The organism is Lewinella sp. 4G2 (assembly GCF_001625015.1).
GTDB lineage: Bacteria > Bacteroidota > Bacteroidia > Chitinophagales > Saprospiraceae > Neolewinella.
Genome location: NZ_LVWJ02000014.1, coordinates 832,001 through 858,108 on the forward strand (window position 1 = coordinate 832,001; position 26,108 = coordinate 858,108).

Annotated in this window: 17 protein-coding genes; 10 read left to right on the forward strand and 7 right to left on the reverse strand. The window is 57.8% G+C overall.

Annotated elements, in window-relative coordinates:
• Positions 1 to 419 precede the first annotated feature (419 nt).
• From nusA to A3850_RS04835, 3 genes are all read right to left on the reverse strand, one after another.
• Positions 420 to 1,655 carry a transcription termination factor NusA gene (nusA, locus tag A3850_RS04825; RefSeq protein WP_068214739.1) on the reverse strand — a complete coding sequence of 412 codons (1,236 nt, stop codon included), beginning with the start codon at positions 1,653 to 1,655 and terminating at the stop codon, positions 420 to 422.
• 3 nt (positions 1,656 to 1,658) lie between these two features.
• The gene (gene rimP, locus A3850_RS04830) at positions 1,659 to 2,129 is read right to left on the reverse strand and encodes a ribosome maturation factor RimP (protein ID WP_068214741.1); all 471 of its coding nucleotides are present in this window, start codon (positions 2,127 to 2,129) and stop codon (positions 1,659 to 1,661) included.
• Between the two features lie 204 nt (positions 2,130 to 2,333).
• Positions 2,334 to 4,529, reverse strand: a complete 2,196-nt coding sequence (locus tag A3850_RS04835) for a S9 family peptidase (RefSeq protein ID WP_068219429.1) — start codon at positions 4,527 to 4,529, stop codon at positions 2,334 to 2,336.
• Positions 4,530 to 4,707: 178 nt separating this feature from the next.
• On the opposite strand from A3850_RS04835, the gene dnaB reads away from it, so the two are divergent.
• The 3 genes from dnaB to A3850_RS04850 all read left to right on the forward strand — a co-directional run bounded on the left by dnaB (position 4,708) and on the right by A3850_RS04850 (position 9,217).
• Entirely contained in the window at positions 4,708 to 6,252 is a 1,545-nt protein-coding gene (gene dnaB, locus A3850_RS04840; RefSeq protein ID WP_068214743.1) for a replicative DNA helicase, read from the forward strand.
• An 86-nt stretch (positions 6,253 to 6,338) separates the two neighbouring features.
• Positions 6,339 to 7,295, forward strand: coding sequence for a class I SAM-dependent methyltransferase (locus A3850_RS04845; RefSeq protein ID WP_068214746.1), 957 nt, complete (start codon positions 6,339 to 6,341; stop codon positions 7,293 to 7,295).
• A gap of 77 nt (positions 7,296 to 7,372) precedes the next feature.
• Positions 7,373 to 9,217, forward strand: coding sequence for a cystathionine beta-synthase (locus A3850_RS04850; RefSeq protein WP_068214748.1), 1,845 nt, complete (start codon positions 7,373 to 7,375; stop codon positions 9,215 to 9,217).
• A gap of 132 nt (positions 9,218 to 9,349) precedes the next feature.
• On the opposite strand, the gene A3850_RS04855 is transcribed toward A3850_RS04850, so the two are convergent.
• Positions 9,350 to 10,405 (reverse strand): trans-acting enoyl reductase family protein, encoded by a 1,056-nt coding sequence (locus A3850_RS04855; RefSeq protein WP_068214751.1) that lies wholly within the window; start codon positions 10,403 to 10,405, stop codon positions 9,350 to 9,352.
• A 132-nt stretch (positions 10,406 to 10,537) separates the two neighbouring features.
• On the opposite strand from A3850_RS04855, the gene A3850_RS04860 reads away from it, so the two are divergent.
• The 4 genes from A3850_RS04860 (at position 10,538) to A3850_RS04870 (ending at position 14,217) form a co-directional block, all read left to right on the forward strand.
• The gene (locus A3850_RS04860) at positions 10,538 to 12,379 is read left to right on the forward strand and encodes a zinc-dependent metalloprotease (RefSeq protein WP_231915281.1); all 1,842 of its coding nucleotides are present in this window, start codon (positions 10,538 to 10,540) and stop codon (positions 12,377 to 12,379) included.
• A gap of 90 nt (positions 12,380 to 12,469) precedes the next feature.
• Positions 12,470 to 12,976, forward strand: a complete 507-nt coding sequence (locus A3850_RS20390; RefSeq protein ID WP_231915282.1) for a hypothetical protein — start codon at positions 12,470 to 12,472, stop codon at positions 12,974 to 12,976.
• A gap of 54 nt (positions 12,977 to 13,030) precedes the next feature.
• Entirely contained in the window at positions 13,031 to 13,495 is a 465-nt protein-coding gene (locus tag A3850_RS04865; protein WP_068214753.1) for a GNAT family N-acetyltransferase, read from the forward strand.
• A 77-nt stretch (positions 13,496 to 13,572) separates the two neighbouring features.
• On the forward strand, positions 13,573 to 14,217 hold the full coding sequence (locus tag A3850_RS04870) for an MBL fold metallo-hydrolase (protein WP_068214755.1): 645 nt from the start codon (positions 13,573 to 13,575) through the stop codon (positions 14,215 to 14,217).
• Between the two features lie 65 nt (positions 14,218 to 14,282).
• On the opposite strand, the gene gltX is transcribed toward A3850_RS04870, so the two are convergent.
• On the reverse strand, positions 14,283 to 15,812 hold the full coding sequence (gene gltX, locus A3850_RS04875) for a glutamate--tRNA ligase (protein WP_068214756.1): 1,530 nt from the start codon (positions 15,810 to 15,812) through the stop codon (positions 14,283 to 14,285).
• 367 nt (positions 15,813 to 16,179) lie between these two features.
• Between gltX and A3850_RS04880 the strand changes: the two genes are divergently transcribed.
• The 3 genes from A3850_RS04880 to A3850_RS04890 all read left to right on the forward strand — a co-directional run bounded on the left by A3850_RS04880 (position 16,180) and on the right by A3850_RS04890 (position 22,487).
• Positions 16,180 to 16,863 (forward strand): polysaccharide deacetylase family protein, encoded by a 684-nt coding sequence (locus A3850_RS04880; RefSeq protein ID WP_068214758.1) that lies wholly within the window; start codon positions 16,180 to 16,182, stop codon positions 16,861 to 16,863.
• Between the two features lie 153 nt (positions 16,864 to 17,016).
• A complete protein-coding gene (locus A3850_RS04885; RefSeq protein ID WP_068214760.1) occupies positions 17,017 to 21,531 on the forward strand; it encodes a gliding motility-associated C-terminal domain-containing protein in 4,515 nt (1,504 codons plus the stop codon).
• Positions 21,528 to 22,487 (forward strand): type IX secretion system membrane protein PorP/SprF, encoded by a 960-nt coding sequence (locus tag A3850_RS04890; RefSeq protein ID WP_068214762.1) that lies wholly within the window; start codon positions 21,528 to 21,530, stop codon positions 22,485 to 22,487. The genes A3850_RS04885 and A3850_RS04890 overlap by 4 nt, the downstream gene beginning before the upstream one ends.
• A 19-nt stretch (positions 22,488 to 22,506) precedes the next feature.
• On the opposite strand, the gene mnmG is transcribed toward A3850_RS04890, so the two are convergent.
• Both mnmG and A3850_RS04900 read right to left on the reverse strand, forming a co-directional pair.
• On the reverse strand, positions 22,507 to 24,372 hold the full coding sequence (gene mnmG, locus A3850_RS04895) for a tRNA uridine-5-carboxymethylaminomethyl(34) synthesis enzyme MnmG (RefSeq protein WP_068219432.1): 1,866 nt from the start codon (positions 24,370 to 24,372) through the stop codon (positions 22,507 to 22,509).
• Positions 24,373 to 24,511: 139 nt separating this feature from the next.
• A complete protein-coding gene (locus A3850_RS04900) occupies positions 24,512 to 26,107 on the reverse strand; it encodes a sulfatase-like hydrolase/transferase (RefSeq protein WP_082921627.1) in 1,596 nt (531 codons plus the stop codon).
• Between the last annotated feature and the right edge of the window lies 1 nt (position 26,108).

Genomic DNA, 26,108 nt, shown 5'->3' on the forward strand with positions numbered 1-26,108 from the left:
GGCACCACCCTGAAGAGGAACAGGACCGGGACAAATTCCCGGAAGCGATGCAAAGATAAGTCTTTTGGTACAAGCCCCCACGTGATGTGGAAAGTTCGCATTCAGATAACTTATCGTTCAATTTTACCCGCCTGACGGCCACCATTTTAGCTTGGTGCATACACCTCGTAACATACGAGACACGTCCAGCGGGCTATATCCAACAAGGCGAGATAAGCCTTTGTTGCAAACTACTTTTATCTAATACTTCTAGCGCCCACGTTTGGACGGAGTTAAATAGGAAATAGCAGTTGTATGGAGCCATTTTACCAGCATCGAACAACAGTGAACACCTGGTGGTACACCGCCGCGGCGAAGGCTTCCCCAGCCGGAGTAGGGTGATTCTACCTAAAGGACCACCCTACTCCGAAAGGGACTGCTTACTCTTCGAATTCCGCAGCCAGGACGCTGAGGACGGCCATGACCGTTTCCTCCTCCAGGTCCGTACGGCGGATGAGTTCTTCCGAAGACAGCTCGAGTACGGACTTCGCCGTATCCAGACCAATGGCCTTGAAGGAATCCAAAACCCAGGCTTCGATCTCGTCCTTAAATTCGTCGAGGTCGACGTCTTCAATTTCGACTTCGTTGTTGCGGTATACGTCAATCTCGTACTCCACCAGGCGGCTGGCCAGCTTGATGTTGGTGCCACCCTTACCGATGGCCAGGCTGACCTGATCGGGCTCGAGGTAGACCTTTGCGCGGCGGGCTTCTTCGTCCAACTCAATGTTGCTGACGCGAGCCGGCGTGAGTGAACGCTGGATGTACAGCGAGGTATTATTCGTGTAGTGGATCACGTCGATGTTCTCCGAGTTGAGCTCACGGACGATACCGTGGATCCGGGAACCCTTCATACCGACACAGGCACCGACGGGGTCGATGCGATCGTCGTAAGACTCAACGGATACCTTGGCGCGTTCGCCGGGGATGCGGACGATGCCCTTGATGGTGATGAGGCCATCCTCAATTTCGGGGACTTCCTGCTCCATCAGCTTGGCGAGGAAGCGCTCGTCGGCGCGGGATACGATAACAACGGGGTTGTTGTTATTGCGCATCTCGACTTCCTTGATGATGCCGCGGACCATATCGCCCTTGCGGAAGTAATCTCCCCGGACGGTTTCGGTGCGGGGCATCACGAGTTCGCGGCCGTTGGAGTCGTCGATGACGAGTACCTCGCGCTTGAGGATCTGCTGTACTTCGCAGAGTACGAGTTCCCCTACCCGCTCGGTGTAGCTGCGGTAGAGTTCGTCCTTCTCGAGGTCCATGATCCGGCTGATGAGCGTCTGCCGGGCGGCCATAATGGAGCGGCGGCCGAAGTCTTCGAGGAAGAGTTGCTGGTAGCACTCCTCACCGACTTCGTAGTCGTCGTCCACCGCCAGGGCTTCGGAGAGGCTGATCTCGGAGAGTTCGTCGGTTACTTCACCGTCCGGGACGATCTCGCGTACGCGCCACAATTCGAGGTCTCCCCGGTTGGCGTTTACAATGATGTTGAAGTTGTCGTCCGTCGTGAACTTCTTCTTGATGAGGGTGCGAAACACATCCTCCAGTACCCGCACCATGGTGGGGCTGTCAATGGCTTTGCCGGAGCTGAACTCCTTGAAAGTATCTACTAAATTCATGGCTTAGAAGCTGATTTTTACGAGTGCTTTTTTGATGTCGCCAAACACGATGGCCGTCTCTTCCACGACGGTCAACTTACGCTTGCCCTCCTTGCGGCGGACTTTGGCGGTGAGGACAATCCCTTCTTCCGTAACGGAGATGAGCTCGCCCTTATATTTTTCGCCTTCCTGGGTGGTTACATCCAGGGTGCGGCCTTTATTTTTTACGTACTGCCGGTGGAATTTCAGGGGGCGGTCCACCCCGGGGCTGCTGACGTTGAGGGTGTACTTCTCCCCCAGCGGCTGTTCTTCGTCGAGGTAGGCTTCGATGACACGGCTGGTCTTCTGGCACTTCTCAAAGGTCATGGCGGAGTCGCTATCGATGAAGACGTCGAGTTTGGTGTTCGTCTGCTTGACGTCCACCACGTAACAGTCGGCGAATGCTTCGTTCTCCGCAAAAAAGGATTCCACGATTTCGGTGATCTTATCGACCATGTTCGGCTGGTTTGTTTATCCCAATTTCTTCGCACCCGCGGCAGCGCCCAAATTGAAGAACTGCTAAAGGTGATAAGCGACCGACCGGCAAAACGGACGGTACTGGCATAAAAAAGAGGGAATCTTGCGATTCCCTCTGGGTAGTTTTTTAGACTTGTTTGGCAAAGATAACGCTTGTCGCGCACATTGGTTGAATGGCGATTTTTAGCGGGCGCTGTTACCCAGTTTCTCCACGAGGAAATTGGTCATTTTCGTGTAGAGGTGCAGCCGCGTCGGGCCACCGTAGATGCCGTGGTTGCGGTTGGGGTAGAAGTAGGTATCGAACTGCTTGTTGTTCATGATGAGGGCGTTGGCCATCTCCGCGGTGTGTTGGAAGTGGACGTTGTCATCCCCCATCCCGTGCACGAGCAGCAGGTCGCCTTCGAGGCGGTCGGCGTAGTGGATCGGGCTGTTCTTGTCGTAGCCATCCTTGTTCTCCTTGTAGGTACGCATATAGCGCTCGGTGTAGATGGTGTCGTACCACTTCCAATTGGTGACGGGCGCCACGGAAATGGCCGCGGCGAAGGTGTCGTTACCCTGCAGGATGCAGTGCAGGGCCATGAAGCCACCGTAGGACCAGCCGAAGATGCCAATGCGATCCGCGTCGATGTAGGACTGACCACCGAGGTACTTCGCGGCGGCGATCTGGTCTTCTGTTTCCTGCTTACCGAGCGTCAGGTAGGTTTGCTTTTTCATCAGCTCACCCCGGGCGCCGGTACCGCGGTTATCGACGACGGCCACGACGAAACCCTGCTGGGCCAGCATCTGGAACCAGGCCATGTTGGCGCCGCGCCAGTTATCCAGCACCTGCTGGCTGCCGGGGCCGCCGTAGACGTGCATGAGCAGCGGGTGCTCCACGCTTTCGTCCATTCCGGCGGGCTTGATCATGTAGCCATTCAGCGTGGTACCCTCCTCGGTGGTGAAGTCGAAGAATTCTACGGGTTGGTAACCGTAGGCCTGAGTTCTGGCCAGCAGGTCCTCGTTGCTGATGATCCGGCGTACGGATTCTCCGCTGCCGTCCATCACCGAGATTACGGCGGGCTGGTTGATGGTCTGGTGGTTCAGCACGAAGTAATCGTAGGTGCTGGAGAACTGGGCGGAGCTCGTACCTGGCTCAGCGGCCAACGGACGGGGCAGGTCGCGGCCGCGGAGGCTCTTTACGTACACCTCCCGGCCCAACGCGTTCTTTTTGGCCGCCTGGAAGTAGACCTGGCCGTCGTGGAAGCCGTAGAAGTCCGTCACGTCCCACTTACCCATGGTGATCTGCTGTTGCTCCTTGGCGTTGTTCAGACCGTGGAGGTAGATGTGGTTGTAACCATCGATCTCGCTCGTCCAGATGAACTGCTTGCCGTCCGCGAGGAAGGTCAGGTTATCATGCACGTCGATGTAGTACTTACTGGCTTCCTTCAGGATGGTCTTTTCTTCGCCGGTCTTCAGGTCGAAAAGTTGAAGTTGAGTTTGGTTCTGGTAGCGGTTCATGACTTGAGCGACGACCTGATCGCCGCGGGTCGTCCACGTCACGCGGGGCAGGTAGTGCCAGCGGTCGAGTTTGTCCTTATTTACCGTGATCAGGTCTTTGGTCGCGCCGGTGCCGACATTATAAGCGTGGAGGGAAACGGTGCTGTTCTCCTCCCCTACTTTGGGGTATTTGAAGGTGTTGTACTCGGGGTACATGTCGTTGTGGAAGTCCGTGTAGGTGAACTCGGGTACCTGCTTCTCGTCGAATTTCAGGTAAGCGAGGTGGCTGCCGTCGGGGCTCCAGTGGATGGCGGAACTGAAGGCAAATTCTTCTTCGTACACCCAGTCGGCCGCGCCGTTGATGATGGCGTTCACGGCACCGTCGGTGGTGACCTGCGTGAGCTCACCGCCGTCCAGGTTTTTGATCCAGATGTTATTGTCCACCACAAAAGCGACGCGTTTTCCGGTGGGGTCCAGCGAAGCCAGTCGGTGCTTCTTTTCGGGGTAGACGGCCGTCAGTTTTTTGCTGTCCACGTCATAGACGTAGAAGAAACTCTGGCTGCTGCGGCGGAAGAGTTGTTCCGATTCACTACTGATGACGAGTTGCTTTTCGTCGTCGCTCAGGTAATAGTTATCGATGCGGCCGCTGAACCCGGCCTGGCCTTCAAGGTCGGCGCCATCCACGATCACGCCGGTCTCTTTTCCACTGGTGATGTCGTAGGTCCGGATCTTGTTTTTCGAGAGGCGGGTGTAAGTCTTACCGTCGGCCAGAAAGTTGAACCCACTGACGCGGTCGGCGCTGAAGATGTAGTTCTGCCAAATGTCCTCCAGCGAGATGTTCTTGGTCTGGGCGCTGGCGCCGGTGCAAAGGAAGAGGGCGAGTAAAAGGGATAGGTAGCGCATTGGCTCGGTTTGGTTCAGGATAGTAAAGGAACGGCCCGTAAATATGGTTGTATTGTACGGATGGAGATGGGTGCCGAAGGTCTGCAATTTTACCAACAGGTTTTTCCACACCATTCTCCACATTTTGTTTGAAGTATTGTGCCCGTGCAACACGGCCAGTCCGTAACTTTGTGGGGTTATGGCAAAGGACAGGACTTACGATCGCAGAGAAGGGGCAAAGGGCTCTAAATACAGCAACCGCAACACGTTAGCGGAGGCGAATTTACCCGAATACAGCAAGCTGCCCCCCCAGGCAACGGACTTAGAAGAAGCCATCCTCTCCGCCCTGCTCATCGAGAAGGAAGCGATGACGAAAGTGATCGACATCCTGGCGCCGGAAGCTTTCTACAAACCGGCTCACCAGGCCATTTACCGGGCCATGCGCCGCCTCTTTGAGAAAAGCCTACCGATCGATATTCTGATGGTCCGCGAAAACCTGAAAAAGGAGGGCGAAGCGGAGATCGCCGGTGGCGCCGCCTACCTGGCGCAGTTGACGAATAAAGTGTTGAGCTCCGCCAACATCGAATTCCATGCCCGGATCGTGGTTGAAAAGTTCATCCAGCGGGAGTTGATCCGTACGAGCACCGAGGTGATCAAGGAAGCCTACGAGGAAGGCACTGACGTGCTCGACCTCCTCGATCAGGCCGGCCGTAACGTCTTCGAGATCACCGAAAAGAACATGGGCCGCCAGGTGGCCGATATGGGTACGCTGGCCCAAAAACTGATGGACCAGCTCACCATGCTCCGCGAGAAGGAGGATGGGCTGACGGGGGTGCCCACCGGCTTCACCGAGCTGGACCGGCTGACCTCCGGCCTCCAGGGCTCCGACCTCATCATCATCGCCGCCCGCCCGGCGATGGGTAAGACCTCATTCGTACTGAGTATGGCCCGCAACGCGGCCGTGGACTACAAACGCGGCGTGGCCATCTTCAGCCTGGAGATGAGCGCCACCCAGTTGGCCGGCCGGATCTTCAGTCAGGACGCAGAAGTGAATGGCCAGAAAATGCGGAACGGCAAGTTCGACGATGATGAGTGGATCCGCCTCACCGCGGCGATGTCCCGCGTCGGTGAAGCCCCGATCTTCATCGACGACACTCCGGGCATCAACGTATTCGAACTCCGCGCCAAGTGCCGCCGCCTCAAGCAGGAAAAGGGTATCGATATGGTCATCATCGATTACCTCCAACTTATGTCCGGCGCCGGCGAAAGCAACAAGGGCATGAACCGGGAGCAGGAAGTCTCCGGCATCAGCCGTGCCCTCAAAGGCCTGGCCAAAGAATTGGAAGTACCGGTGATTGCGCTGTCTCAGCTCAGCCGGGCGGTAGAGAGCCGTGGTGGAGATAAACGCCCGCAGCTCAGTGACTTACGCGAATCTGGTAGCATCGAACAGGACGCAGACATCGTAATGTTCCTCCACCGCCCCGAATACTACGGCATCCACGAAGACGAAATGGGTAACTCCAACGCCGGTATCGCCAACGTCATCGTCGGGAAGAACCGCCACGGTGAAGCCAAGGACATCCGCATGGCCTTCATCAACGACTTCGCCCGCTTCGCCGACCTCGAAGACCCCGATTTCAACCTCCTGCCCGACGGCGCCATCTCCCCCGAATCCGGCGGCCAGCCCTACGGCTCCACCACCATCCCCTCGCGAATGAATACGGACGAGGATATACCGTTTTAAAGTAGCGAGATTCGAGTATCAAGTACCGAGTTGCTAGACTCAGGCCATGCTACTCGTTACTTGCCACTCGTAACTCGCAACTCCCCATGCTCCCCTTCCAAAACCGCCTCAAGAAAATGGCCCGCCACCACGGCAAATGGGCCCGCCGCCAGGAACTCGACGCCTACCGGATCTACGATGCGGACCTGGACGAGTACCCCATCACCGTGGACCGCTACGGCGAACAACTCTACGTCTCCATCTACCACCGCCGGGGGGAAGAATGGACGGACGCAGACTTCCAGGACCGCAAGCTCGCCTACCGCGATGCCATCACCGAAACCCTGGAAGTGGGCCGGGACCAGGTTTTCTTCAAACTCCGCAAGCGGCAATCCGGGACGGATCAGTACGAAAAACTATCCGTCGCCCAACGCGAATTCACGGTGGCGGAAAATGGCCTCGGCTTCATCGTCAACCTCACCGATTACCTCGATACCGGCCTTTTCCTGGACCACCGCCAGACGCGGATGATGATCGCCAAGGACGTTCAGGCCACGGAGAACGCCGTCGTGCTCAACCTCTTTGCCGGGACCTGTTCCTTCACCATCTACGCCGCGGCCGCGGGTGCCAAGCGCGTGGATTCAGTGGAACTCTCCAAAACCTACCTGGACTGGGGGGAAAGGAACCTCGCCCTCAACGAATTGGAAAAGGGGAACCACCGCTTCCTCCAGGAGGACGCCATGCAGTGGCTGAAGAAGGACCGCAACCCCAATTACGATATCGTGATCCTGGACCCACCCACCTTCTCCAACTCCAAACGAATGCGGGACAGCCTAGACGTACAACGCGACCACGTAGGCCTCATCAACCGCTCGCTATCCCTCCTCAAGCCCGGTGGCCGGCTTTACTTCATGACGAGTTTCCGCAAGTTTAAACTAGCCGAGGACTACCTGAAGGGGGCCGCATCCGTTAAAGAGATTACCGGACAAACGGTACCGCCGGATTTCCGAAAACGAAAGCCACACCGGTGTTGGTTGTTGGTGCGAACTGACGAGGAAGCGTAACCGCTCCGTGAGAAGGCTACCCTTTTAACTTACTCGCCGGATAGGTGTTGGCAACATCACCATTTGAATCTCCTGCCATGCCCGCCCCCGAACTGAATACTTACCTCCGGAAAGTCCTCCACAACTTACCCGCAGACTGGCTCAACCTGACCACCCACCGGCTCAATATCTACGACGAAAGCCAGGCCAAAACCGAGTTTACCGCAGCCTTCGAAGCACACTTCGCCGCTAATAGCGTGGACCGGGTAGCCCTCACGAATTTGCCAACCGCTTACGACTACATCCGCCTCGGCCATCCGCTGTCGTGCGTGTTGGAATGGGCGCTGGCCAAACGATTCTCCCTTCCCGCCACCCACGTCATCAGCTTCTCTTCGCGGACGATGCCGCTACTGGCCATCCTGCGGCAAAACGCCCTGGACGGCAGGGCTACGCGGATCGTAAACGGGGCCGCCCTGCCCAATCAATTCTCTGCGGAAGTCGTCCGCGAAGTCTATGGGTACAGCTTTGAACTGGTTGCTGCATCGGAACTAGCTGCCAGCACGGAGTTTGCCGGCACTACGGTGCTTTACCGTTCGGATACTGAAGAGGCTGCGACGGAAATTCCCGCATGGGTGGACTACCTCGTGCAGTCCTACGGAGACAGCGGGAGCATACTCTACATCGGGCCAGACCACGGCGCCAACATCAGCAATATCCAGCACGTGCGCCGGCGGGAAACCATTGCCATGACGCCGGCCAACTGCCTGCGCGAATTGGAAAAGATGGTTGGATTACCCGTCGTCGAGCCCGTCGCCCAGCTTAATCTCGAAGCGAATCGCAGGGCCGTCCGCGCCGACATCGCCGCAGTGACGGGTACCAAAACTCAACCAATCGTCGGCTCCAGCGGCCTGTCCGTGCAGTACGCCATCATGATGGGGCTGGTGGACGATGCCGCCGCGCGCTACCCCGGTAAGCCAATTCGGTTCGTGGTGCCGCCCAACTGTTACGGGGGGACGAACGACCAGGCCCGCCGCGTCGCCGCTTGCCTGGAAAACGTCACGATCGTCGACCTGCCCGTGGACGGCGATAACGACATGGTCAACAGTACCGAACGGGCGCTGGAGCAACTCGCGGCGGAGGACGCCGTCCCCTATATCATCGCCGAGATCCCCACGAATCCCCGCGTGGAGGTGCCCGATCTGGCCGCCCTCAAATGGGTGCTTAGCACCAAGCGTCAGACGGCGAAGGGTACTGACGCCATTCCGCCCGTATTCATTCTGGACCAGACCTTTTGCCCCAACGTCCACTTTTTGGGGCCGGACGATACGCTTTCCACCGTGCCGGCGGTGGCCTACGCGAGTGGCTCGAAGTTCCCCAGCGGTGGCCGCTGTACGGCTGGTTACTGCGTCGGCAATGCCCTGGCGGAGCCGTTAATGACTAAGATCGAACGCCACTTGTTGCTCTGCGACAACGAGGCTACGGCGGGGCAGTACGCGGTTCTCGCCGAGCAATTTCCGTCCATGCTCGAGCGCATCGAGGCGGCCTACCGGAACACCCGCGCTTTTGTCGATTTCATCGGCCGGGTGCTCCCGGAGGCGAAGATCAATTTCGTCTCCCCCGAGTTGGCGGAGCGGGGCTTCACGCCGTCGGTATTCTCGCTCGATCTACCGACCAAGGGCGCCACGCCGGCCGAGCGGGAGGCCCACAAAAGAGCCCTTAACCACCGCCTAATCAAAATGATGATCACCGAGCTGCCAGAGGAATCAAAATACTGCGTCAGTTACGGTCAGCTGAAGGGTTGTTACTGGACCATCCCGGCCACCTCTACCCAGGGTACGACCAAGGAGGCGGATAAGGACTACATCGCCCGCGTATCACTCTCGCCGGACCTCGATCTGGCCCGCCATCAAGAAGTTTTTCAGGATTTCGTAGACAGCATTTGATGCTGACCCGGTAATTGTTTTAATATCATTTGGGCGCTCACGCAGGTGCCGGGTTATGGAGGATTAAAAAGGATATATCGCCACGGATAAAACTATCCCATAAACTGGTGTATCAGCCTTACTGCTGATGGGCTACAGCACTTCGCGGGTCGTCCCCTCGACTTTCAGAATCAAGTCCGCTCCGTAGCAACCGGCGGGTGTTTGGTAGCCAGGCTGAAGGTCGCCGTCCAGTACGCGTTTAGTGATCATCAGTGCCGTTTCAGCCGTCAGGGTGTAGCCCTCAATCGTGCGGAGGCGCGCCGCGAAGGTCTCGCCTTTTGCATTAGTTGCCCTTCCGTAGACGTAGCTTTCGGCGCGTTCACGACGCTCCGATCCGGGGCCCGCGGGCCGGTCGGCTACCCGTTTCTTGAGGAAGTTCTTAACGAATGAGGATCGGAGTAACGGCCCCAGGTAATTCCCCATTTTCATGAGTTGGATCTGAGAGGTAGGGACGGCGAAATAGGTCTCCACGTTAGGTATGCCGGTCGTATGGTAAGCGGTGAATACATCTCCCCAGGGGATGGTGACGGCACGTAGTTCGTCCTCTTTGGTGAAGGGAAAGGTCTCGGTTTTGTAGGCGCCGGGTACGTCCTGGATCTCACCGTTCCGGCGGACCTTGCCGGGATGGCCAAGGCTTTCCAGCATCGTTTGGGCCGTGCCGTGGGAGATGCTACCACCCTTCCAGGCGAAGGCAAGAACCAACTCCGTGGCATCCGGAAGCTGCTGGTGGCAGAAGGCGGCAATGCAGTCGGTGGGGACGACATCGAATCCGACGCCCGGCATGGCCATCAAACCGGCTTCGGCGAATGCATTACTCAGGCTGGCGGCGTGGGCGAACACGTCGATCTCACCCGTAATGTCCAGGTAGTGCGTTCCGGTGGCGAGGCAGGCAGCAAGCATCGGTGCGGCCGTCTGGCTGAAGGGGCCTGCGGCGTGGAGGACGAGTGGGTAATCCGCCAAGAGTGCCTCGAGCGCAGAGGTGTCGGACAAACTGACGGCGCGGTAATCCAATCCCTTCTCTGCCGCGAGGGGTTTTAGCTTTTCCTCATTCCGTCCACAAAGGAGTGGCCGTAACCCGTAGGCGGCGGCGCGTTCGGTAATCAGCCGACCGGTATACCCGTAGGCGCCGTAGAGGACGAAATCATTCATAGCTTGTCATCAGTAATTATCCGGGACCATAAAGGTAACGAGTTGGCGGGGGCAGCTACCGGTTTACCGCGGGCTCCTTTGTACCTTGGGACGTTCCCAATCCGCTGAGTTTTCATCCCGAACCTTTGTGTTATGTCCTTACCCAGAATTTGCCTCATCAGCTGTTTTTTCCTATTGCTTTGCACCTGCGTCAGCGCCCAAAAAAATGGGGATAAGGCCATTAAAAGTATTGCGGAAGTGACGGCAGGAATGGAGAAGGCCGAAGGCTACTTCACGACCTACTGGAGCGATGCGGAAGGAAAAGTGTACGTGGAGATCGACCGGTTTGACGAGGATTTCCTGTACGTGAACAGCCTCGCCGCCGGCCTGGGAAGTAACGACATTGGCCTGGACCGGAACCAACTGGGGGACAACCGCGTGGTGCGTTTTCAGCGGGTAGGGCCAAAGGTTCTACTCGTGCAGCGCAACCTGGATTACCGCGCCGTAAGCGACAACGAAGACGAAGTCGCCAGCGTGCGCGACGCCTTTGCCCAATCCGTACTCTTCGGTTTTAAAGCCGTAGCGATGACTGGCGGCCGGGCCCTGATCGATCTCACCCCGATGTTGCTGAGTGACGCCCACGGCGTGATCCAAAATCTGAAACGGGGGAAGCAGGGCAGCTTCAAAGTGGATGCTTCCCGCAGTGCCGTGTACCGCGACCGCACGAAGAACTTCCCCAAAAACAGCGAATTTGAAGCCACGCTCACCTTTACTGGAGAAGCTACCGGCAGGCAGGTAAGGAGCGTCGCGGCCACGCCAAACAGCTTCTCGCTGCGGATGCACCACAGTTTTGTGGAATTGCCGGACGATAATTACCGACCCCGAAAGTTTGACCCCCGCTCCGGCTACTTTCAGATGAGCTACGCGGATTACGCCACGCCGATCGACCAACCCCTGCGTAAACGCTTCATCACCCGCCACCGGTTGGAGAAGAAGAACCCTGCCGCCGCCACGAGCGAAGCCGTCGAACCAATCGTTTACTACCTCGACCGGGGTGCCCCCGAACCCGTGAAATCCGCCCTGCTGGAAGGGGCCCGCTGGTGGAACGAAGCCTTCGAGGCGGCGGGGTACAAAAATGCCTTTCGGGTGGAAGTCTTGCCGGAAGGCGCGGACCCGCTGGACGTGCGGTACAACGTCATCAACTGGGTGCACCGCAGCACCCGGGGTTGGAGTTACGGGAGTAGCGTGATTGACCCCCGGACCGGTGAGATCATTAAAGGACACGTCCTGCTGGGTAGCCTGCGGGTGCGGCAGGATTTCCTGCTGGCGCAAGGATTGGTACCCGCCTACGCGGAAGGGGAAACGCCCGACCCCCGGCTACAGGAAATGGCCCTCGCCCGCCTGCGGCAACTGAGCGCTCACGAAGTTGGCCACACGATCGGCCTGGCGCACAATTTCGCGGCCTCCGTAAACGGAAGAAGCTCGGTGATGGATTACCCCCACCCCTACGTCACGCTGAAGGATGGGGAAGTTGATTTCAGCAAGGCCTACGGTGTAGGAATTGGCAGCTGGGATAAACGAACCATCCAGTACGGCTACCAGGAATTCGCCGGAGCCAAAGCGGAGCGGGAAGGCCTGGCCACCCTTCTGGAAGAAAACGAACGCATGGGCCTCCTCTACCTGAGTGATGCCGACGCCCGCCCGGTGGGGAGCAGCCAGCCGAACGCTCACCTCTGGGACAACGGGGTGGACGCAACCCAGGAACTCGTCCGGCTCCTGGAGCTACGGGAACACGCCCTGGCCAAACTGGGTGTCGATAACCTCGCCCCGGGCCAGCCGGTCTCCGAACTGGAGAAAGTGCTTACGCCCGTTTACCTGATGCATCGCTACCAGGTGGAGGCCGTCGCAAAAAAGATCGCCGGCTACCACTACCAATACGAAACCGTGGGCGGCTACGAATCCTCGGGGATCAAACCCGTAAATGACGACGAGTAGCGCCGCGCCATCGCCGGCCTCCTCGGCACCCTGCAGCCGGAAACCCTGAAGTTGCCGGCGCACCTCTACCGGCTAATCCCACCCCCCGCCATGGGCTACGGCCGTGACCGGGAACTCTTTACGAGCCGGAACGGTGGCGGCTTGGACGTATTCGCCATGGCCGAGCTATCGGTGGATAACACCCTGAAGTTCATGCTCAATCCCCACCGGCTGGCCCGGCTGGCGGAGCAAAGGGCGCTCTACCCTGATCTGGAGGTACCTGATTTGGCCACCTACCTCAGCAATACCTGGAAAGCGGCCGGCGATGAACCGACTACGCAGACGGCCGATGCTTACGGGATGGCCCTTGCACGGATGGTCCAACGGCGCATCGTCGAGGCCCTGATGCGGGTTAGTAAGGATGCCTCCGCCGCGGAACTGGTTAGGGTTGCGACTATGAATGAACTCCACCGCATCAGTACTCAGCTAAAAAGTGATAGCCAGAACTACGTCTACCTGAAGGGCCGCATCGATAATTTTCTGCGCAGCCCCGAAGAAACGGTCCTGCCACCAGTGGGAAGTCTACCCGACGGCTCGCCGATTGGTTGTGGGCAATAATTTTCGGATCATTACCACGCTAATACCTACCATTTATTTAATCAGGGAAGACCGATGAACACCTCCCCCGACTTCCGCCGAACGGACTCTACCGACCCGGCGCTGCTACCCCTCATCAAGGAACTCGATGAACACCTTTACGGCATCTACGGCGACCGAATGGAATTTTTCAATCTCTACAATGGGCTGGAGTACATCAAGCACGTCGTGATCGTCTCCTTTGAAGACCAAGCGGTCGGTTGCGGCTCGCTGAAAGAGTATGAATCAGGGACCGTAGAACTTAAACGGATGTACGTTTCACCGGATGCCCGCGGCCGGGGTATCGGTTCCGAACTCGTGGAGGAGTTGGTAAGTTGGGCCAGTGAGCTCGGCTACAGCAGAATGATCCTCGAAACTGGTCACGAAATGCCGGACGCCGTCGCCCTCTACAAGAAAAACGGGTTCTCCCGGATACCCAACTACGGGCAGTACGTGGGCGTGACGGAGAGTTGGTGCTACGAAAGAGTATTTAATCGGTAGACGATCTCCCGCACCTCATTTTCGGAACAATAACCGCTACTTCAACTTACTTCTACCCAACTCGTAACCTCTACCCTATGCCAACTTCCATCGTCACGCTGACCTTCAATGCCGTTCAGGAAAATACTTATATCGTTTACGACGACGATACTCGGGAGGCCATCATCTTCGACCCCGGTTGCTTCAGTAACGCGGAGGAGCAGGAGTTGAGTAAAGCGATCGAGGATCGAGACCTGAAGCCGGTCAAGCTGATCAACACCCACTGCCATTTCGACCACGTGTTTGGCAACGCCTTCGTGAAAGAGAAATACGGGCTCGAATTGGGTATCCACGAGTTGGAGGCGCCTATCCTGGAAGCGGCACCCCTCGTAGTGAGTATGTACGGTATGCCGCCAATGACGGCCTCCCCACCGGCGGACCACTTTATTCAGGAGGGCGACGTCATTTCACTGGGCGAGGCACGCTTTGAGGTGCTGTTTTGCCCCGGCCACTCCCCGGGCAGTATTTGCTTCTATAACCGGGGCGAGGCCTACGTGATTGCCGGCGACGTCCTGTTCCACCGCAGTATTGGCCGGACGGACCTGCCGGGCGGCGACCACAAAACGCTGTTGCGCAGCATTAAACGGGAGTTGTTGGTGCTGGACGACAACGTCCGCGTCTACCCCGGCCACGGAGAACCGACCACGATTGGTGAGGAACGAAGGGAGAATCCGTTCTTCTAAGGAATCCAGCAAATTAAGCGGCCTCTATTGCCAGCGTTTTTTCACCAGGAATAAGACGGCGTGGACTATCCCTTGATCGCATCAAAGGCATCGTACCCAACGCGAAGGCGGCGAACGGATTCCTCCTGGCCGACGACTTCCAGGATTCCGAAGGCATCCGGCCCCTGAACGGTACCCGATACGGCAACGCGGAGAATGGGGAGCACCTGGCCGAAGCCCAACTCGTTGGCCTTCATGAAGGCAACAACGTCTTCCTTGATGCAATCTGCCGTCCAGGTGGAGGAATTACTTAGTTGGTCCGCCAGCGCATTGAATTTTTCCCGGAGTTCGGGCTTCCACTTTTTGCGGATGGGCTTTTCCTCGTAGTCGGTTACGGGCTCCACGAAGTACTTACCCTCCAAGTAGAATTCGGGGATGAGGTGGATTCGCTCCTTGAGGAGGCCGGCAATTGCGGTAGCCTTTTCCACTGGTATTTCGTGGCCATTGGTGGCGAATTGCTCCTGTACTATGGTTGCCAACTCCGTGTCTGACGTAGCGATGAGGTACTGTTGATTGTACCATTTGGCCTTTTCGATGTCGAAGCGGGCCCCGGAATTATTGATGCGGTCCAGCGTAAAAGATTGGGCTAGCTCTTCGAGGCTGAATACTTCCTGCTCCGTCCCCGGGTTCCAGCCGAGGAAGGCGATGAAGTTAACCATGGCTTCCGGCAGGAATCCATCCTCCCGGAAACCGGCGAATTGTTCTTTTTTGACGTGGTCATCCCAGCGGAGGGGGAAGACGGGGAAGCCAAGGTCGGCGCCTTTGCGCTTGCTGAGTTTCCCTTTGCCGTTAGGGTTGAGGAGTAGCGGGAGGTGTACGAAAGTAGGCGCGGACCAGTCCGAAGCCCGGTAAAGCAGGACGTGGAGGGCGGTGCTGGGTAGCCATTCTTCCCCCCGGATGACGTGGCTGATCTTCATCAGGTGGTCATCCACGATGTTGGCGAGGTGGTAGGTGGGCAGGCCGTCGGCCTTCATCAAAACCTGGTCGCCCAGCTCATCGGTTTGGAAGGATACTTCGTTGCGGACGACATCCTGAAAGGTGACCGTCTGGCCCGGATCGATCTTGAAGCGAACGACGTATGGCGATTTGTTTTTGAGCAACTCCTCCGTTTCATCGGTGCTCAGCGAGAGCGAGTTGCGCATGCTCATCCGGGTAGCGGCGCCGTAGCGGAAGTTGTGGTTACCGGCTTCTTTTTCCGCGGCGCGGCGGGCTTCCAGCTCGTCCTCCGTATCGAAAGCGTAATAAGCCTCCCCTTTTTGTAGGAGGTATTCGACGTGCGCTGCGTAGAGTTCCCGCCTTTCGCTCTGTCGGTAGGGACCGTAATTCCCCTCTTTTTCTGGCCCTTCGTCGGGGCTGATCCCGCACCAGGCCAGGGCATCGATGATGTACTGTTCGGCGCCTTCTACGTAGCGTTTTTGGTCCGTATCCTCAATGCGCAGGATGAATTTGCCACCGTTCGCGCGGGCGAAAAGGTAGTTGTATAGGGCGGTGCGCAGGCCACCGATGTGGAGGGGGCCGGTGGGGGACGGGGCAAAGCGTACGCGGACGGGATTCATGGGATCGTAATTAAAAATGGGAAGGGTATAAAAATTATGTTTGGTAAGCAGCGTTTCGGACCGACTGATCGTTCATTTAACCAACCAGCGAAGGGGAACTTTTTAAAATAACTTCGAGTTATCAAGGTAAGGTTCCGCAAATGTAGCTGATATAGTTATAGGCCCGATTGTGCTTCTCCGTTTCCGGGGGATTCCCTTCGGAGCCGCTAGCCTTCTTCCGGTGGTCTTTTGGTCTGCCACCGTATACAACTCCAGATTTAAGCTTTCACTCAACACACCGACTACACCTGCGCAATTGCGGAGGTGATAGACTTTTCTATACACCTGTTTTACATCCATCAACCGTTCTCTCGAAAAAACCGACGTTATGTATTTAGTTAAAACACCACGGCTCGTTCAGAAGCTACTCCCTAATTTTCACTGGAAGGTAACTTCCAGTACGGATGCCCCTACGATCTATCTCACTTTTGACGATGGCCCGATCCCACAAATCACACCCTGGATCGTGGAGCAGTTAGCGGCCTTCAACGCTAAGGCTACCTTTTTCTGCGTGGGCAATAATGTCCGCAAGTACCCCGCGATCGTGGAAGCAACGCTGGAAGCCGGCCATACGATTGGTAACCACACCATGCACCACCTGGATGGTTGGCAGAGTGATAATATGCCGTACTTCCACGACGTACGCCACTGCGCCGTTCAGATCAAGAGCTCTCTTTTCCGCCCGCCCTACGGTCGGTTAAAGCCCAGCCAGGCACAATTTCTGCAGCGTCACTACGAGATCGTGATGTGGGATGTGCTGTCCGGCGATTTCGATCCCGAACTCACTCCGGAGGACTGCTTCCAGAACGTTATCCGTAACGCCGGCCCCGGCAGTATTGCTCTCTTCCACGATAGCCTGAAGGCGGAGCAAAACGTGCGGAATATTCTGCCGCGCATTCTTGCCCATTACGCAGCGCTCGGTTACCGCTTCGAGGCACTCACACCGGAGTTGCTTACCCAAACTGCCGCTGATCCAGTTGTTGCGGGCACGCAGTTACGGACGGCTAGCTAAGCCCCGAACCATTGCTTAAGAAGACGGCCACTCCAGAAAATCTGGGGTGGCCGTCCTGATTTGAGGCCTTTACCAAAAGGTCAATTTGCGCCTTATCTTTATACCCATCCCCTTCGATCGGGCAGATTTACCGGTACATTTCCTCACCAGAACTTGCGCACCATCATCCTTACTCAGTTCAAAACCGCATTTACGCTGGCCCTACTGTTGTTCGCAGGCGGTGCCTACGGTCAGGTAACTCCCTTCTTCTTGGATGCCGCCCCGGCGGATACGATGGTTGCCTGCCAGCAAGATTTGCCGGGGACAGATTCCCTCCGCGCCGTCGTGTTACTCAGCGATGGCGTTTTATTGGATACGGTCAACGTGGGTGCCATCAATACCTTCGGCGTCACTTCTGATGATTGTTCGGGAACCATCCTCCGGATCTGGGTAGTGAGCGACGTTGCTGGGACGGCCCGGGATACCCAGGCCATCGATTATCGGGATACCATCGCTCCTTCTTTTGCGCTGCCGCAGGATACCGTGATCAGTTGTTCAACAACCCTTTCCACTCCGGAACTGACCGGCATACCGACGGACCTCTCCGATAACTGTAGCCCCACCGATTCACTAGTTGTGGGGTACGCCGACACGACGAGCGTGGACCCCTCCTGCAATAATTGCCGGATCGTCCGACGCACGTGGCGCGTGACGGACGAGTGCGGGAACGAAAGCAGCGGCATACAAACCATCCGGGTAGCGGATACGATCGCTCCCTTCAGTAACTGTCGCCTCGTCCGCATCAGTATTGACCCTTCCGGCCTCGGACCAACTCTGGTGGACCCACAGTTATTCAATGATGGCAGTACGGACAACTGCGGTATCGAAACCCTCTCAACTAATATTCTTTCGCTCACCTGTGAGCAAATTGGCCAAACCCTCCCCGTAAGCTTGGTGGTTGCGGACAGCAGCAGTAACCGCGACACCTGCTTTACCACGATTACGGTCATCGGGGAAGTACCCAACCCCACGGCGAGTGACATGACCTGCGGTGGGGATACCCTGCGCCTGTTCGCCAACCCACCGACGGCAACCTCCGGCGGCATATCCTTCTACACCTACCGCTGGTTCGGCCCCTTCAACAACCTCCTGAGTACCGACGAAAACCCAGTGCTTCCCCAAGTGAATCAGAATGCCGATGGTGGTTACCGGGTAGAAATCCGCGGACTCACCGGCTGTACGACCGACAATGTGGTGAACGTCCAAATTGGTGATGTCCCTACCACTCCGACGCTAACTGTTCCGGCTACAGTGATTTGTTTTGGAGACGCCGTTTCCCTCTCCTCGCCGAGTAGTTACGTTGGTGACGTGCGCTACCTCTGGTTTCGGGGGACGCCAAGCGCTGCTACCCCACTGGACACTACCGAAACGGGGTTCCTGATCACCGAATTACCGGCTGATGCAAACTCCGCCACATTTTACGTCGTGGCCGAAGTGGATGGCTGCGTCAGCGCTCCTTCCGATCTGGTCAGCGTGCAAGCCGTGCCCCAGCCAGTAATTTCCGTGGCGACGGCTACGGCCAGCGTTTGCCAGAACGAAGAAATTATCCTGATGGCACAAGGGGATCCCACCCTGACGTACCGGTGGGTAAGCCCCACGGGCGTCCAATTCGCCGGCGCGAACCTGGTTGTCAGCAACGCCCAACCCGGCGATGCCGGTCTGTATACCGTAGTAGCCTTTTCCGACGAGCGCTGCCAGAGTGAACCCGTAACGGTAAGGCTGGACGTACTGCCCTCGCTTCCACCTTCCGCCGTCGAGGGACCCGTGGAGGTTTGCCCGGGCACCACATTCCGACTGTCCGCCGCTAACCCCAACGCGGACGGGTACGAATTCTCCGGCCCCTCCGGCCAACTCATCAACTCAGCTGGCCCGACGATTACCATTGAGAATGCGAATGCCAGCGTGGCCGGAAGCTGGACGGTCAGGCTTTTGAACGGTACCTGCCTGTCCCAACCGGGCCCCCCGCTACGAATCAACCTGTTGCCCGGCGTAACGGCCGCCGCCCGGGTTACCCCCGATCCGGTTTGCGAAGGCAATGACCTTCGCCTGATTGCCACTAACGTCGGAGCCGGTGGTACTTACCGCTGGTCCGGCCCCGAAGGTTTTTCCGAGGTAGGCCGTACCCCCATCATCCAAAACGTAACCCGGGAAAATACCGGCCTCTATAACCTGACCGTCACGGACGGTGCCGGCTGTACGGATGAGACTACCGTAGACATAACCGTCCGCCCAGGCATCACTATCAATGCCATTACCGCCATCGGAAACGAGTGCCTGGAACCCGGTCAGGTCGTTAGTTTGTCTGCTGATGTCACGCCGACGCTCAATCCTGGCGCCTATCGTTATGAGTGGACGGCTCCGGATGGGACCATCAGCGAGAATGCAAACCTGACCATCGCTACCCCTACCCCGGCGGCCAACGGCACCTACCGCCTAAGGGTGGAAAACGCACTGGGCTGCCGTTCCCCACAAGCAAGTTTCGACCTGGAACTCGATTTTGCCCCCCTCGCTCCCGGCCAACCTACCACTGATAATGCCCGCTACGATTACTGTTTCGGTGAGTCCATTGAATTGCGCACGAACCCCATCGGAGGTGCGAGCAGCTACCTCTGGTCTGGCCCTAACGGGTTCCGGCGCGAAACCGCCACTCCAGTCTTAACGCTGGAAGAGCTTACTGCATCCCGGGCGGGAAACTACAGCGTCGTAGCCTTAGAGGGGAACTGTAGCTCACCGAGTTCCAGCCCGCGTGCCATCAGCGTTACGCTCCCGCCGGATGTCTCGGCCGCTGTGCTCGATCCTGTCTGTACCGGCGGTCCCATCCGTTTTTCTACCCAGGATCTGGCGGGTGTCACTTATGCCTGGTCCGGGCCGAACGGCTTTACTTCCAGCGAAGTGAATCCGACTATTCCTGGAGCGGACCCTGCGGCGAATAATGGAACCTACCAACTCATTGTCTCCCGGAACGATTGCCCGGCGGCGCCAATCAACGTGGACGTTACCGTGCGCCCCCTTCCCCAAAGGCCCGCCCTGGACCCCGTTACGGCAATTTGCGCGGACGAACCGGGAACATCCATAACGCTTACTGTGGCCGCCGGCTCCCGTACGCCGGGTGCGACCTACCAGTTCATCCAGGTACCTGGAGGACACATTTTGAATAGTGGCCCTGACCCCGATTTGAATATTGATGACCTCACCGTATTTGCTGGCCTGACCCAAACCAACGTACGGGTCACGGCTACGGTGGACGGTTGTACGAGCGAGCCATCACCAACAACGACCGTTGCGCTCAACCGGACCTTTGGTCTTAATGCGAATGCGGGGGTGGACACCACCGTTTGCCCTGGCCAACTCTTCCTTGGTGCCGAACGCTCATCTCAAGTTTCCGGGCGCTGGACGCAGGTGCAGGGTAACGACCAGGCCAGCTTCGTGGACCCGACCGACCCCAGCACCCGGGTAACGGGCATCACCGAAACGGGCAGCCCCTACCAATTTGTCTGGACGCTCAACAATGGCGCTTGCGTTGACTTCAGTAGCGATACCGTGACGATCGGGGTTACCCCAGCCGTTGTGGCCGATGCCGGCGAAAATTTGGTGGCTTGCATTGGTTCCCCCGTTATCCTCAATCCTGGCCCTGCCCCAGCGGGTGCGACCGGGCGGTGGACCCAACGCGCTACCCAGGCCCTCATCGGCGTAGAGATCGACGAGCCGGCCAACCCGAATACGACCATCAGCGGTCTGAGAACGGACAACGTATACACCTTCACCTGGGTGGTGTCCGACCGGTGCGGAGAAAGCAGTGACGTCATTGCCGTCAGCGTAAGTGACCCGGACCCCCGAGCGGGTGCTAACCAACGGATTTGTGCGGAAGACCCTACCATCAGCCTGCGGGCGGTTTCCCCCAGCGTGGGATCTACGGGCAGGTGGTACGGCGCGGATAGCGACCTGACCTTCTCCAACCCCGCCGGCCCCGCGACTACGGTGACGGACCTCATCCCCGGAGAGAACCGCCTGGTCTGGGAACTAGACAATGGCGTTTGTGGAGACCGTTCGCGGGATACCCTGTTGGTCAATTTCCTCCTGCCCCCTCTTCCCGCAGCGGACGTAGTGACGGTACCCTTCCAGGGGAGCTCTGACTTCAACCCTACCGCGAACGACGATAACCCATTTGACGCCGTCATTGATTTCGGAGGGCTCACCCCGGATCTGGGCAACCTGATGGGTAATGGTGACGGCACTTACTCCTTCGTCGCCCCCGCCAATTTCGTCGGGGTAGTAGAAGCGACCTACCTGGTCATTACCGAAGGGTGTGAGGATACGCCCGCTACCGTCCGCTTTGAGATTGGTGAGGATGCCTCCTGTGAGATCCCTAACATTTTCACTCCCAACGGCGATGGGGTGAACGACAACTTCGTTATCCCCTGCCTACTCAACGGCGAAGCCTTCCCTCGGAGTGAGGTGACCGTCTATAACCAGTGGGGCGACGAGGTCTTCCGTAGCGGCCAACCCTACCGGAATGACTGGTCCGGTACTTTTCAGGGTGGTGATCTGCCAGTGGGGACCTATTTCTATTTAGTGAACCGCGGGGATGGTACCCAGACCATGACCGGTGACGTAAGAATCGAACGATGAAAGCAACCTTTACCTTTCCGGCCTTCCTTCTTGCGTTACTTGCCCTCTTACCCGGCACCCGCGTCAGCGCCCAACAGGATGCGCAGTATACCCAGTTCATCTTTAATAAGTTGGGATATAACCCGGGCTTTGCCGGCGCCGTGGAATCTGGTGAGATATCCGTGATTGCGCGCCGGCAGTGGTTCGGGCTGGCCGGGGCACCGAGCAGCCAGATCGCTACTTTTAATACGGCGTTTGCGGACCAACGCTCCGGCGTCGGCCTGCGCCTTAGCCAGGTATCCGTAGGCTTGGAACAACAGTTGAACGCCGACGTGAGCTACGCTTACGGCTTCCCCATCGGGCCGGGAGTACGGATGGGTCTGGGGATTTCCGCTTCCGCCCGCTACTTCCGGATCGACTATCAAAACGCCCGCCCCGTGCAGGGTGGTGGAGTGGATACGGCCATTCCCGGAGCCGCATCCTCTAAAGTCGTACCAAATTTCGGCGCCGGTGTTTACGTGAATGGGCGGAAATTTTACGTGGGATTGAGTACGCCCCGCCTCCTACAAAACAACCTGGATCTGGGGACTGACGAGACCATCATCGCCCGCGAGGCCCGCCATTACTACTTCATGGGTGGATTGAAGATTCCGCTCGGCGAAAGCGTGAAAATGCAGCCGCAAGCCCTGGTCAAGTACCTTCCCAACGCGCCCTTCGATGCGGATCTGAACTTGCTATTCTACTTCGGTGAGAATGTCTTTGCCGGCGGTGGCTACCGGGTGGGTGGTGACGGGAGCGGGGAATCCGCCAACGTGCTTTTCGGTGCCATCCTGGCGCAACACATCACCTTTTCCTTTGCCTACGACCTGGGCCTAAGCCAACTGAATACCGACCAGGGGGGAAGCCTGGAAGGAATGGTGATGTACAGTTTTGGCCGCCGCGGCAGTGGCTCGGTGATCGATCCGCGGGATCTCTAAACCAAGCTTATGGCCAATACTACCGACCCAGGTGCACGAGTAGCACCGATACATCGGCGGGGCTCACGCCACTGATCCGGCTGGCCTGACCAATTGTACGTGGCTTAAGCTTATTCAACTTCTGGCGGGCCTCTTTTGAAAGCGCGCTCAGTGTTTCGTAGTCGAAGGAGCTACCCAGTTTGATGCCTTCCAGACGGTTCATTTTATCGACGGCCACTTTTTCCCGTTCGATGTAGCCCTCGTACTTCATGGTCACCTCTGCGAGGTTGATCGTCTCGGCGTCGTAGGCGTTGAGAAATTCCTGAAAATCAGGAACGGCTTGCCCGAGGCCATTGATGCTGACTTCGTGTCGACCCAGCAGGGACATCATTTTTACGCCCTGTTTGAGTTGGGCGGTTCCGAGCGTTTCCAGCCACGGGTTCATTTGGTCCGGCGTAACGCTCAGGGTGTTCATCTTGCGGCGGATGTCTTCCACTGCGGCCCGCTTGGCTTCCACCCTTTCCATACGGCCGTCCATGTTACGGACGCCTAGTTTTTGGGCGAGGGGGCTGAGCCGCAGGTCAGCGTCGTCCTGGCGGAGTAGGATGCGGTATTCGGCCCGGCTGGTGAACATCCGGTAAGGCTCCTCGGTGCCCTTATTGATAAGGTCATCGATCAGAACGCCGATGTAGGCCTCGCTGCGCTTGAGCACGAAGGGATCGCGCTCCTGTACCTTGAGGGCGGCGTTCATGCCCGCCATCAAGCCCTGGCAACCGGCTTCTTCGTAGCCCGTCGTGCCGTTGATCTGGCCGGCGAAGTAGAGGCCCTCGACGAGGTGGGTTTCCAACGTCGCCTGCAGTTGAGTTGGCTGAAAGAAGTCGTACTCAATGGCGTAACCGGGGCGGAACATCTTGGCATCCTCAAAGCCCACCACTTTGCGGATGGCCTTGTACTGTACATCCTCCGGAAGGCTGGAACTGAACCCATTCACGTATATCTCGCACGTATTGCGCCCTTCCGGCTCAACGAATAGCTGGTGGCGATCGCGGCCGGCAAAGCGGTCAATCTTGTCCTCAATACTGGGGCAGTAGCGGGGCCCAAGGCCACGGATGCGGCCGTTGAACATGGGGCTGCGGTCGAACCCTTCCCGCAGGGTATCGTGTACTTCCTTGCTCGTATAGGTGATGTGGCAGGGCAGTTGGTCCACCAGTGGCGGGGTATCCGTGTAGCTGAAGCGGCCGGGGTTTTCGTCGCCAGGTTGTACTTCCATACGGTCCCAGTGGAGGCTGCGTCCGTCGAGGCGGGCGGGGGTGCCCGTTTTCATGCGGCCGGCTTCGAAGCCGAGTTCCTGGAGTTGGGCCGTCAGGCCGGTTGCGGCCCGTTCACCCGCCCGGCCACCACCAAACTGCTTTTCACCGATGTGGATGGTACCATTGAGAAAGGTCCCGTTCGTCAACACGACGGATTTAGCGGGGATCTCCAGACCAAGGGAGGTGTAGACACCCTGCGCTCGGCCGTCTTTGACGATGATGCCGGTGACCATTTCCTGCCAGAAATCTACGTTCTCGTGGGCTTCCAGTTTTTCGCGCCAGTTGAGGGCGAAGGCCATCCGGTCGGACTGTGCCCGGGGGCTCCACATGGCCGGCCCCTTACTCCGGTTGAGGAGGCGGAACTGGACCATCGTTTCGTCCGTAATGATTCCGGAGTAACCACCCAGGGCGTCAATCTCCCGAACGATTTGTCCTTTACCAACGCCACCCATGGCGGGGTTGCAGCTCATCTGCGCGATGGTCTGGAGGTTCATGGTGGCGAGCAGGACTTTACTGCCGAGGTTAGCCGCGGCGATGGCGGCTTCACAACCGGCGTGGCCGGCACCAACTACAATGACGTCGTACGTAGGGAACATAGCTTTGCACTTTTTCTCATCCAATTACCTCGCACCCGCGTCAGCGCCCAAAGTTGTTTGGCGCTGACGCAGGTGCAGTGTTAGGAAACACGGATGAGCGCCGCAAAGTTACGGCCTTTCCCACCCTTAGTGAAAGTAACTACCGGCGGACGACCCGGTGTGTTTGCCAGGCCCCGGACGAAAACCGAACGCCCACGGAATAAACACCGGCTGGTAGCGACCCGAGGTCAAGTTTGAGAGATTGACTGTAACCTGCTTTTTGCTTAAAGAAGAACTGCCCCGCAGCGTCGCACACTTCCACGTAGTTGATCAACGCCTTCTCGCTGAAAAGTGTCAGCAAGTCGTTCGTGGGGTTGGGGTAAAGTCGAAGCATGGTGTGTTCGGCCGGCGCGAGCGTGGAAGTAGTACAACTACCACAGGCGGACGTACCACAGTCAATACCGGTTTCGTCACCGTTCTGGATGAGATCGTTACAGGACCAACCGTTGCGGATGGCTTCCCCCTCCGCGAGAAGCTCGGAGAGGATATCGGAGGTAGCCGGCGTAAGGGAGTTGATCAGGTCATTCGTCTCGAACGAGTCGGTGGATACCGCGTAAAATTCCTGGCCGCCGTCGTCGAATTGAATGAGCTTATAATCGTCGTTACGAATCGCGTAACCACTGCGAGCGTTGCCGTTTGTATTGACCAGATCGATGTAATTAAAGGGTCGGGTGGTTGCCGTACCATCCGTTAGCAAGCCGGAAAAATCGAAGCTATTTTGGAGGCCCCCAGCGAGCTCCGCCCCGACGACGGAAAGAATGGTGGCGTGGAGGTCGACGATGTTCACCAGCCCGTCCTCCCGTTCACCCTTGCGCGTGATGCCAGCGCCGGCCAGGATGAATGGCACCCGTAAACCACCCTGATAGAGTGAGCCTTTGCCCCGGCGATCCGGATAATCCTTCAACACATTACCGGGGGTGCCATTGTCGCCAACAAAAATGACGAGCGTATTGGCCCGCTCTTCCTCAGTCAGGCCGTTGAGCAGCGAACCGATCTCGTGGTCAAGATTCTCGATCATGGCCAGGTACTTACCGGTATTGTCCGCAGTATTTGCCACGGAAAAGGTACCCGCCGGTGGGATGTGGTAGGGCGTGTGCGGGGTGCCGTGAGCGAGCCAGAGGAACCATGGTTGGTGTCGTTCGCTGACCCATTCCGTGGCGGCATTCGTCAGGGCCGCCGAAGCATATTCAGTTGAGGTAGAGGTGCTGCCGGATCGCGTCCGCGGCCAACTGAAGTAGTCTCCGACGGAACCACTAAGGAAACCATCGTAATGATCCATGCCAAACGCAAGCGGGTCATTAGCCGATGCACGTTGCGTTAAGTGCCACTTCCCGATGAGGGCGGTGGCGTAGGCATTGTTCGTGGCTACGTCAATCTCGCGAAACAGCGAAGGCAAGAAAACGGATAGGTTGCCGGGCACGCCCTCTACCCCATTGTTAACGCCGTACTGGCCAGTCATCAACGCCGCGCGGCTCGGAGAACAGACGGGTGCGGCCCAGGCATTCGTGAAGGTGAGGCCAACGGCCCGCAGGCTATCCAGGGTGGGCGTGGCGGCCAGGCCTTCACCGGTGTGGTACCCATTCAGGCGGTCCACCCCCAGATCATCCGCAATGATGAGTAGCACGTTGGGTTGGTCTTGACCCGTAAGGGGGGCGATCAGAATAATCCACAAAAAGAGTAAGATTGACTTTTTCATG

What these genes read in the sequence shown, in the direction of transcription:
- nusA (WP_068214739.1), bottom strand. Translation starts at nt 1,655, where the DNA reads ATGAATTTAGTAGATACTTTCAAGGAGTTCAGCTCCGGCAAAGCCATT.
- rimP (WP_068214741.1), bottom strand. Translation starts at nt 2,129, where the DNA reads ATGGTCGATAAGATCACCGAAATCGTGGAATCCTTTTTTGCGGAGAAC.
- A3850_RS04835 (WP_068219429.1), bottom strand. Translation starts at nt 4,529, where the DNA reads ATGCGCTACCTATCCCTTTTACTCGCCCTCTTCCTTTGCACCGGCGCC.
- dnaB (WP_068214743.1), top strand. Translation starts at nt 4,708, where the DNA reads ATGGCAAAGGACAGGACTTACGATCGCAGAGAAGGGGCAAAGGGCTCT.
- A3850_RS04845 (WP_068214746.1), top strand. Translation starts at nt 6,339, where the DNA reads ATGCTCCCCTTCCAAAACCGCCTCAAGAAAATGGCCCGCCACCACGGC.
- A3850_RS04850 (WP_068214748.1), top strand. Translation starts at nt 7,373, where the DNA reads ATGCCCGCCCCCGAACTGAATACTTACCTCCGGAAAGTCCTCCACAAC.
- A3850_RS04855 (WP_068214751.1), bottom strand. Translation starts at nt 10,405, where the DNA reads ATGAATGATTTCGTCCTCTACGGCGCCTACGGGTATACCGGTCGGCTG.
- A3850_RS04860 (WP_231915281.1), top strand. Translation starts at nt 10,538, where the DNA reads ATGTCCTTACCCAGAATTTGCCTCATCAGCTGTTTTTTCCTATTGCTT.
- A3850_RS20390 (WP_231915282.1), top strand. Translation starts at nt 12,470, where the DNA reads ATGGGCTACGGCCGTGACCGGGAACTCTTTACGAGCCGGAACGGTGGC.
- A3850_RS04865 (WP_068214753.1), top strand. Translation starts at nt 13,031, where the DNA reads ATGAACACCTCCCCCGACTTCCGCCGAACGGACTCTACCGACCCGGCG.
- A3850_RS04870 (WP_068214755.1), top strand. Translation starts at nt 13,573, where the DNA reads ATGCCAACTTCCATCGTCACGCTGACCTTCAATGCCGTTCAGGAAAAT.
- gltX (WP_068214756.1), bottom strand. Translation starts at nt 15,812, where the DNA reads ATGAATCCCGTCCGCGTACGCTTTGCCCCGTCCCCCACCGGCCCCCTC.
- A3850_RS04880 (WP_068214758.1), top strand. Translation starts at nt 16,180, where the DNA reads ATGTATTTAGTTAAAACACCACGGCTCGTTCAGAAGCTACTCCCTAAT.
- A3850_RS04890 (WP_068214762.1), top strand. Translation starts at nt 21,528, where the DNA reads ATGAAAGCAACCTTTACCTTTCCGGCCTTCCTTCTTGCGTTACTTGCC.
- mnmG (WP_068219432.1), bottom strand. Translation starts at nt 24,372, where the DNA reads ATGTTCCCTACGTACGACGTCATTGTAGTTGGTGCCGGCCACGCCGGT.
- A3850_RS04900 (WP_082921627.1), bottom strand. Translation starts at nt 26,107, where the DNA reads ATGAAAAAGTCAATCTTACTCTTTTTGTGGATTATTCTGATCGCCCCC.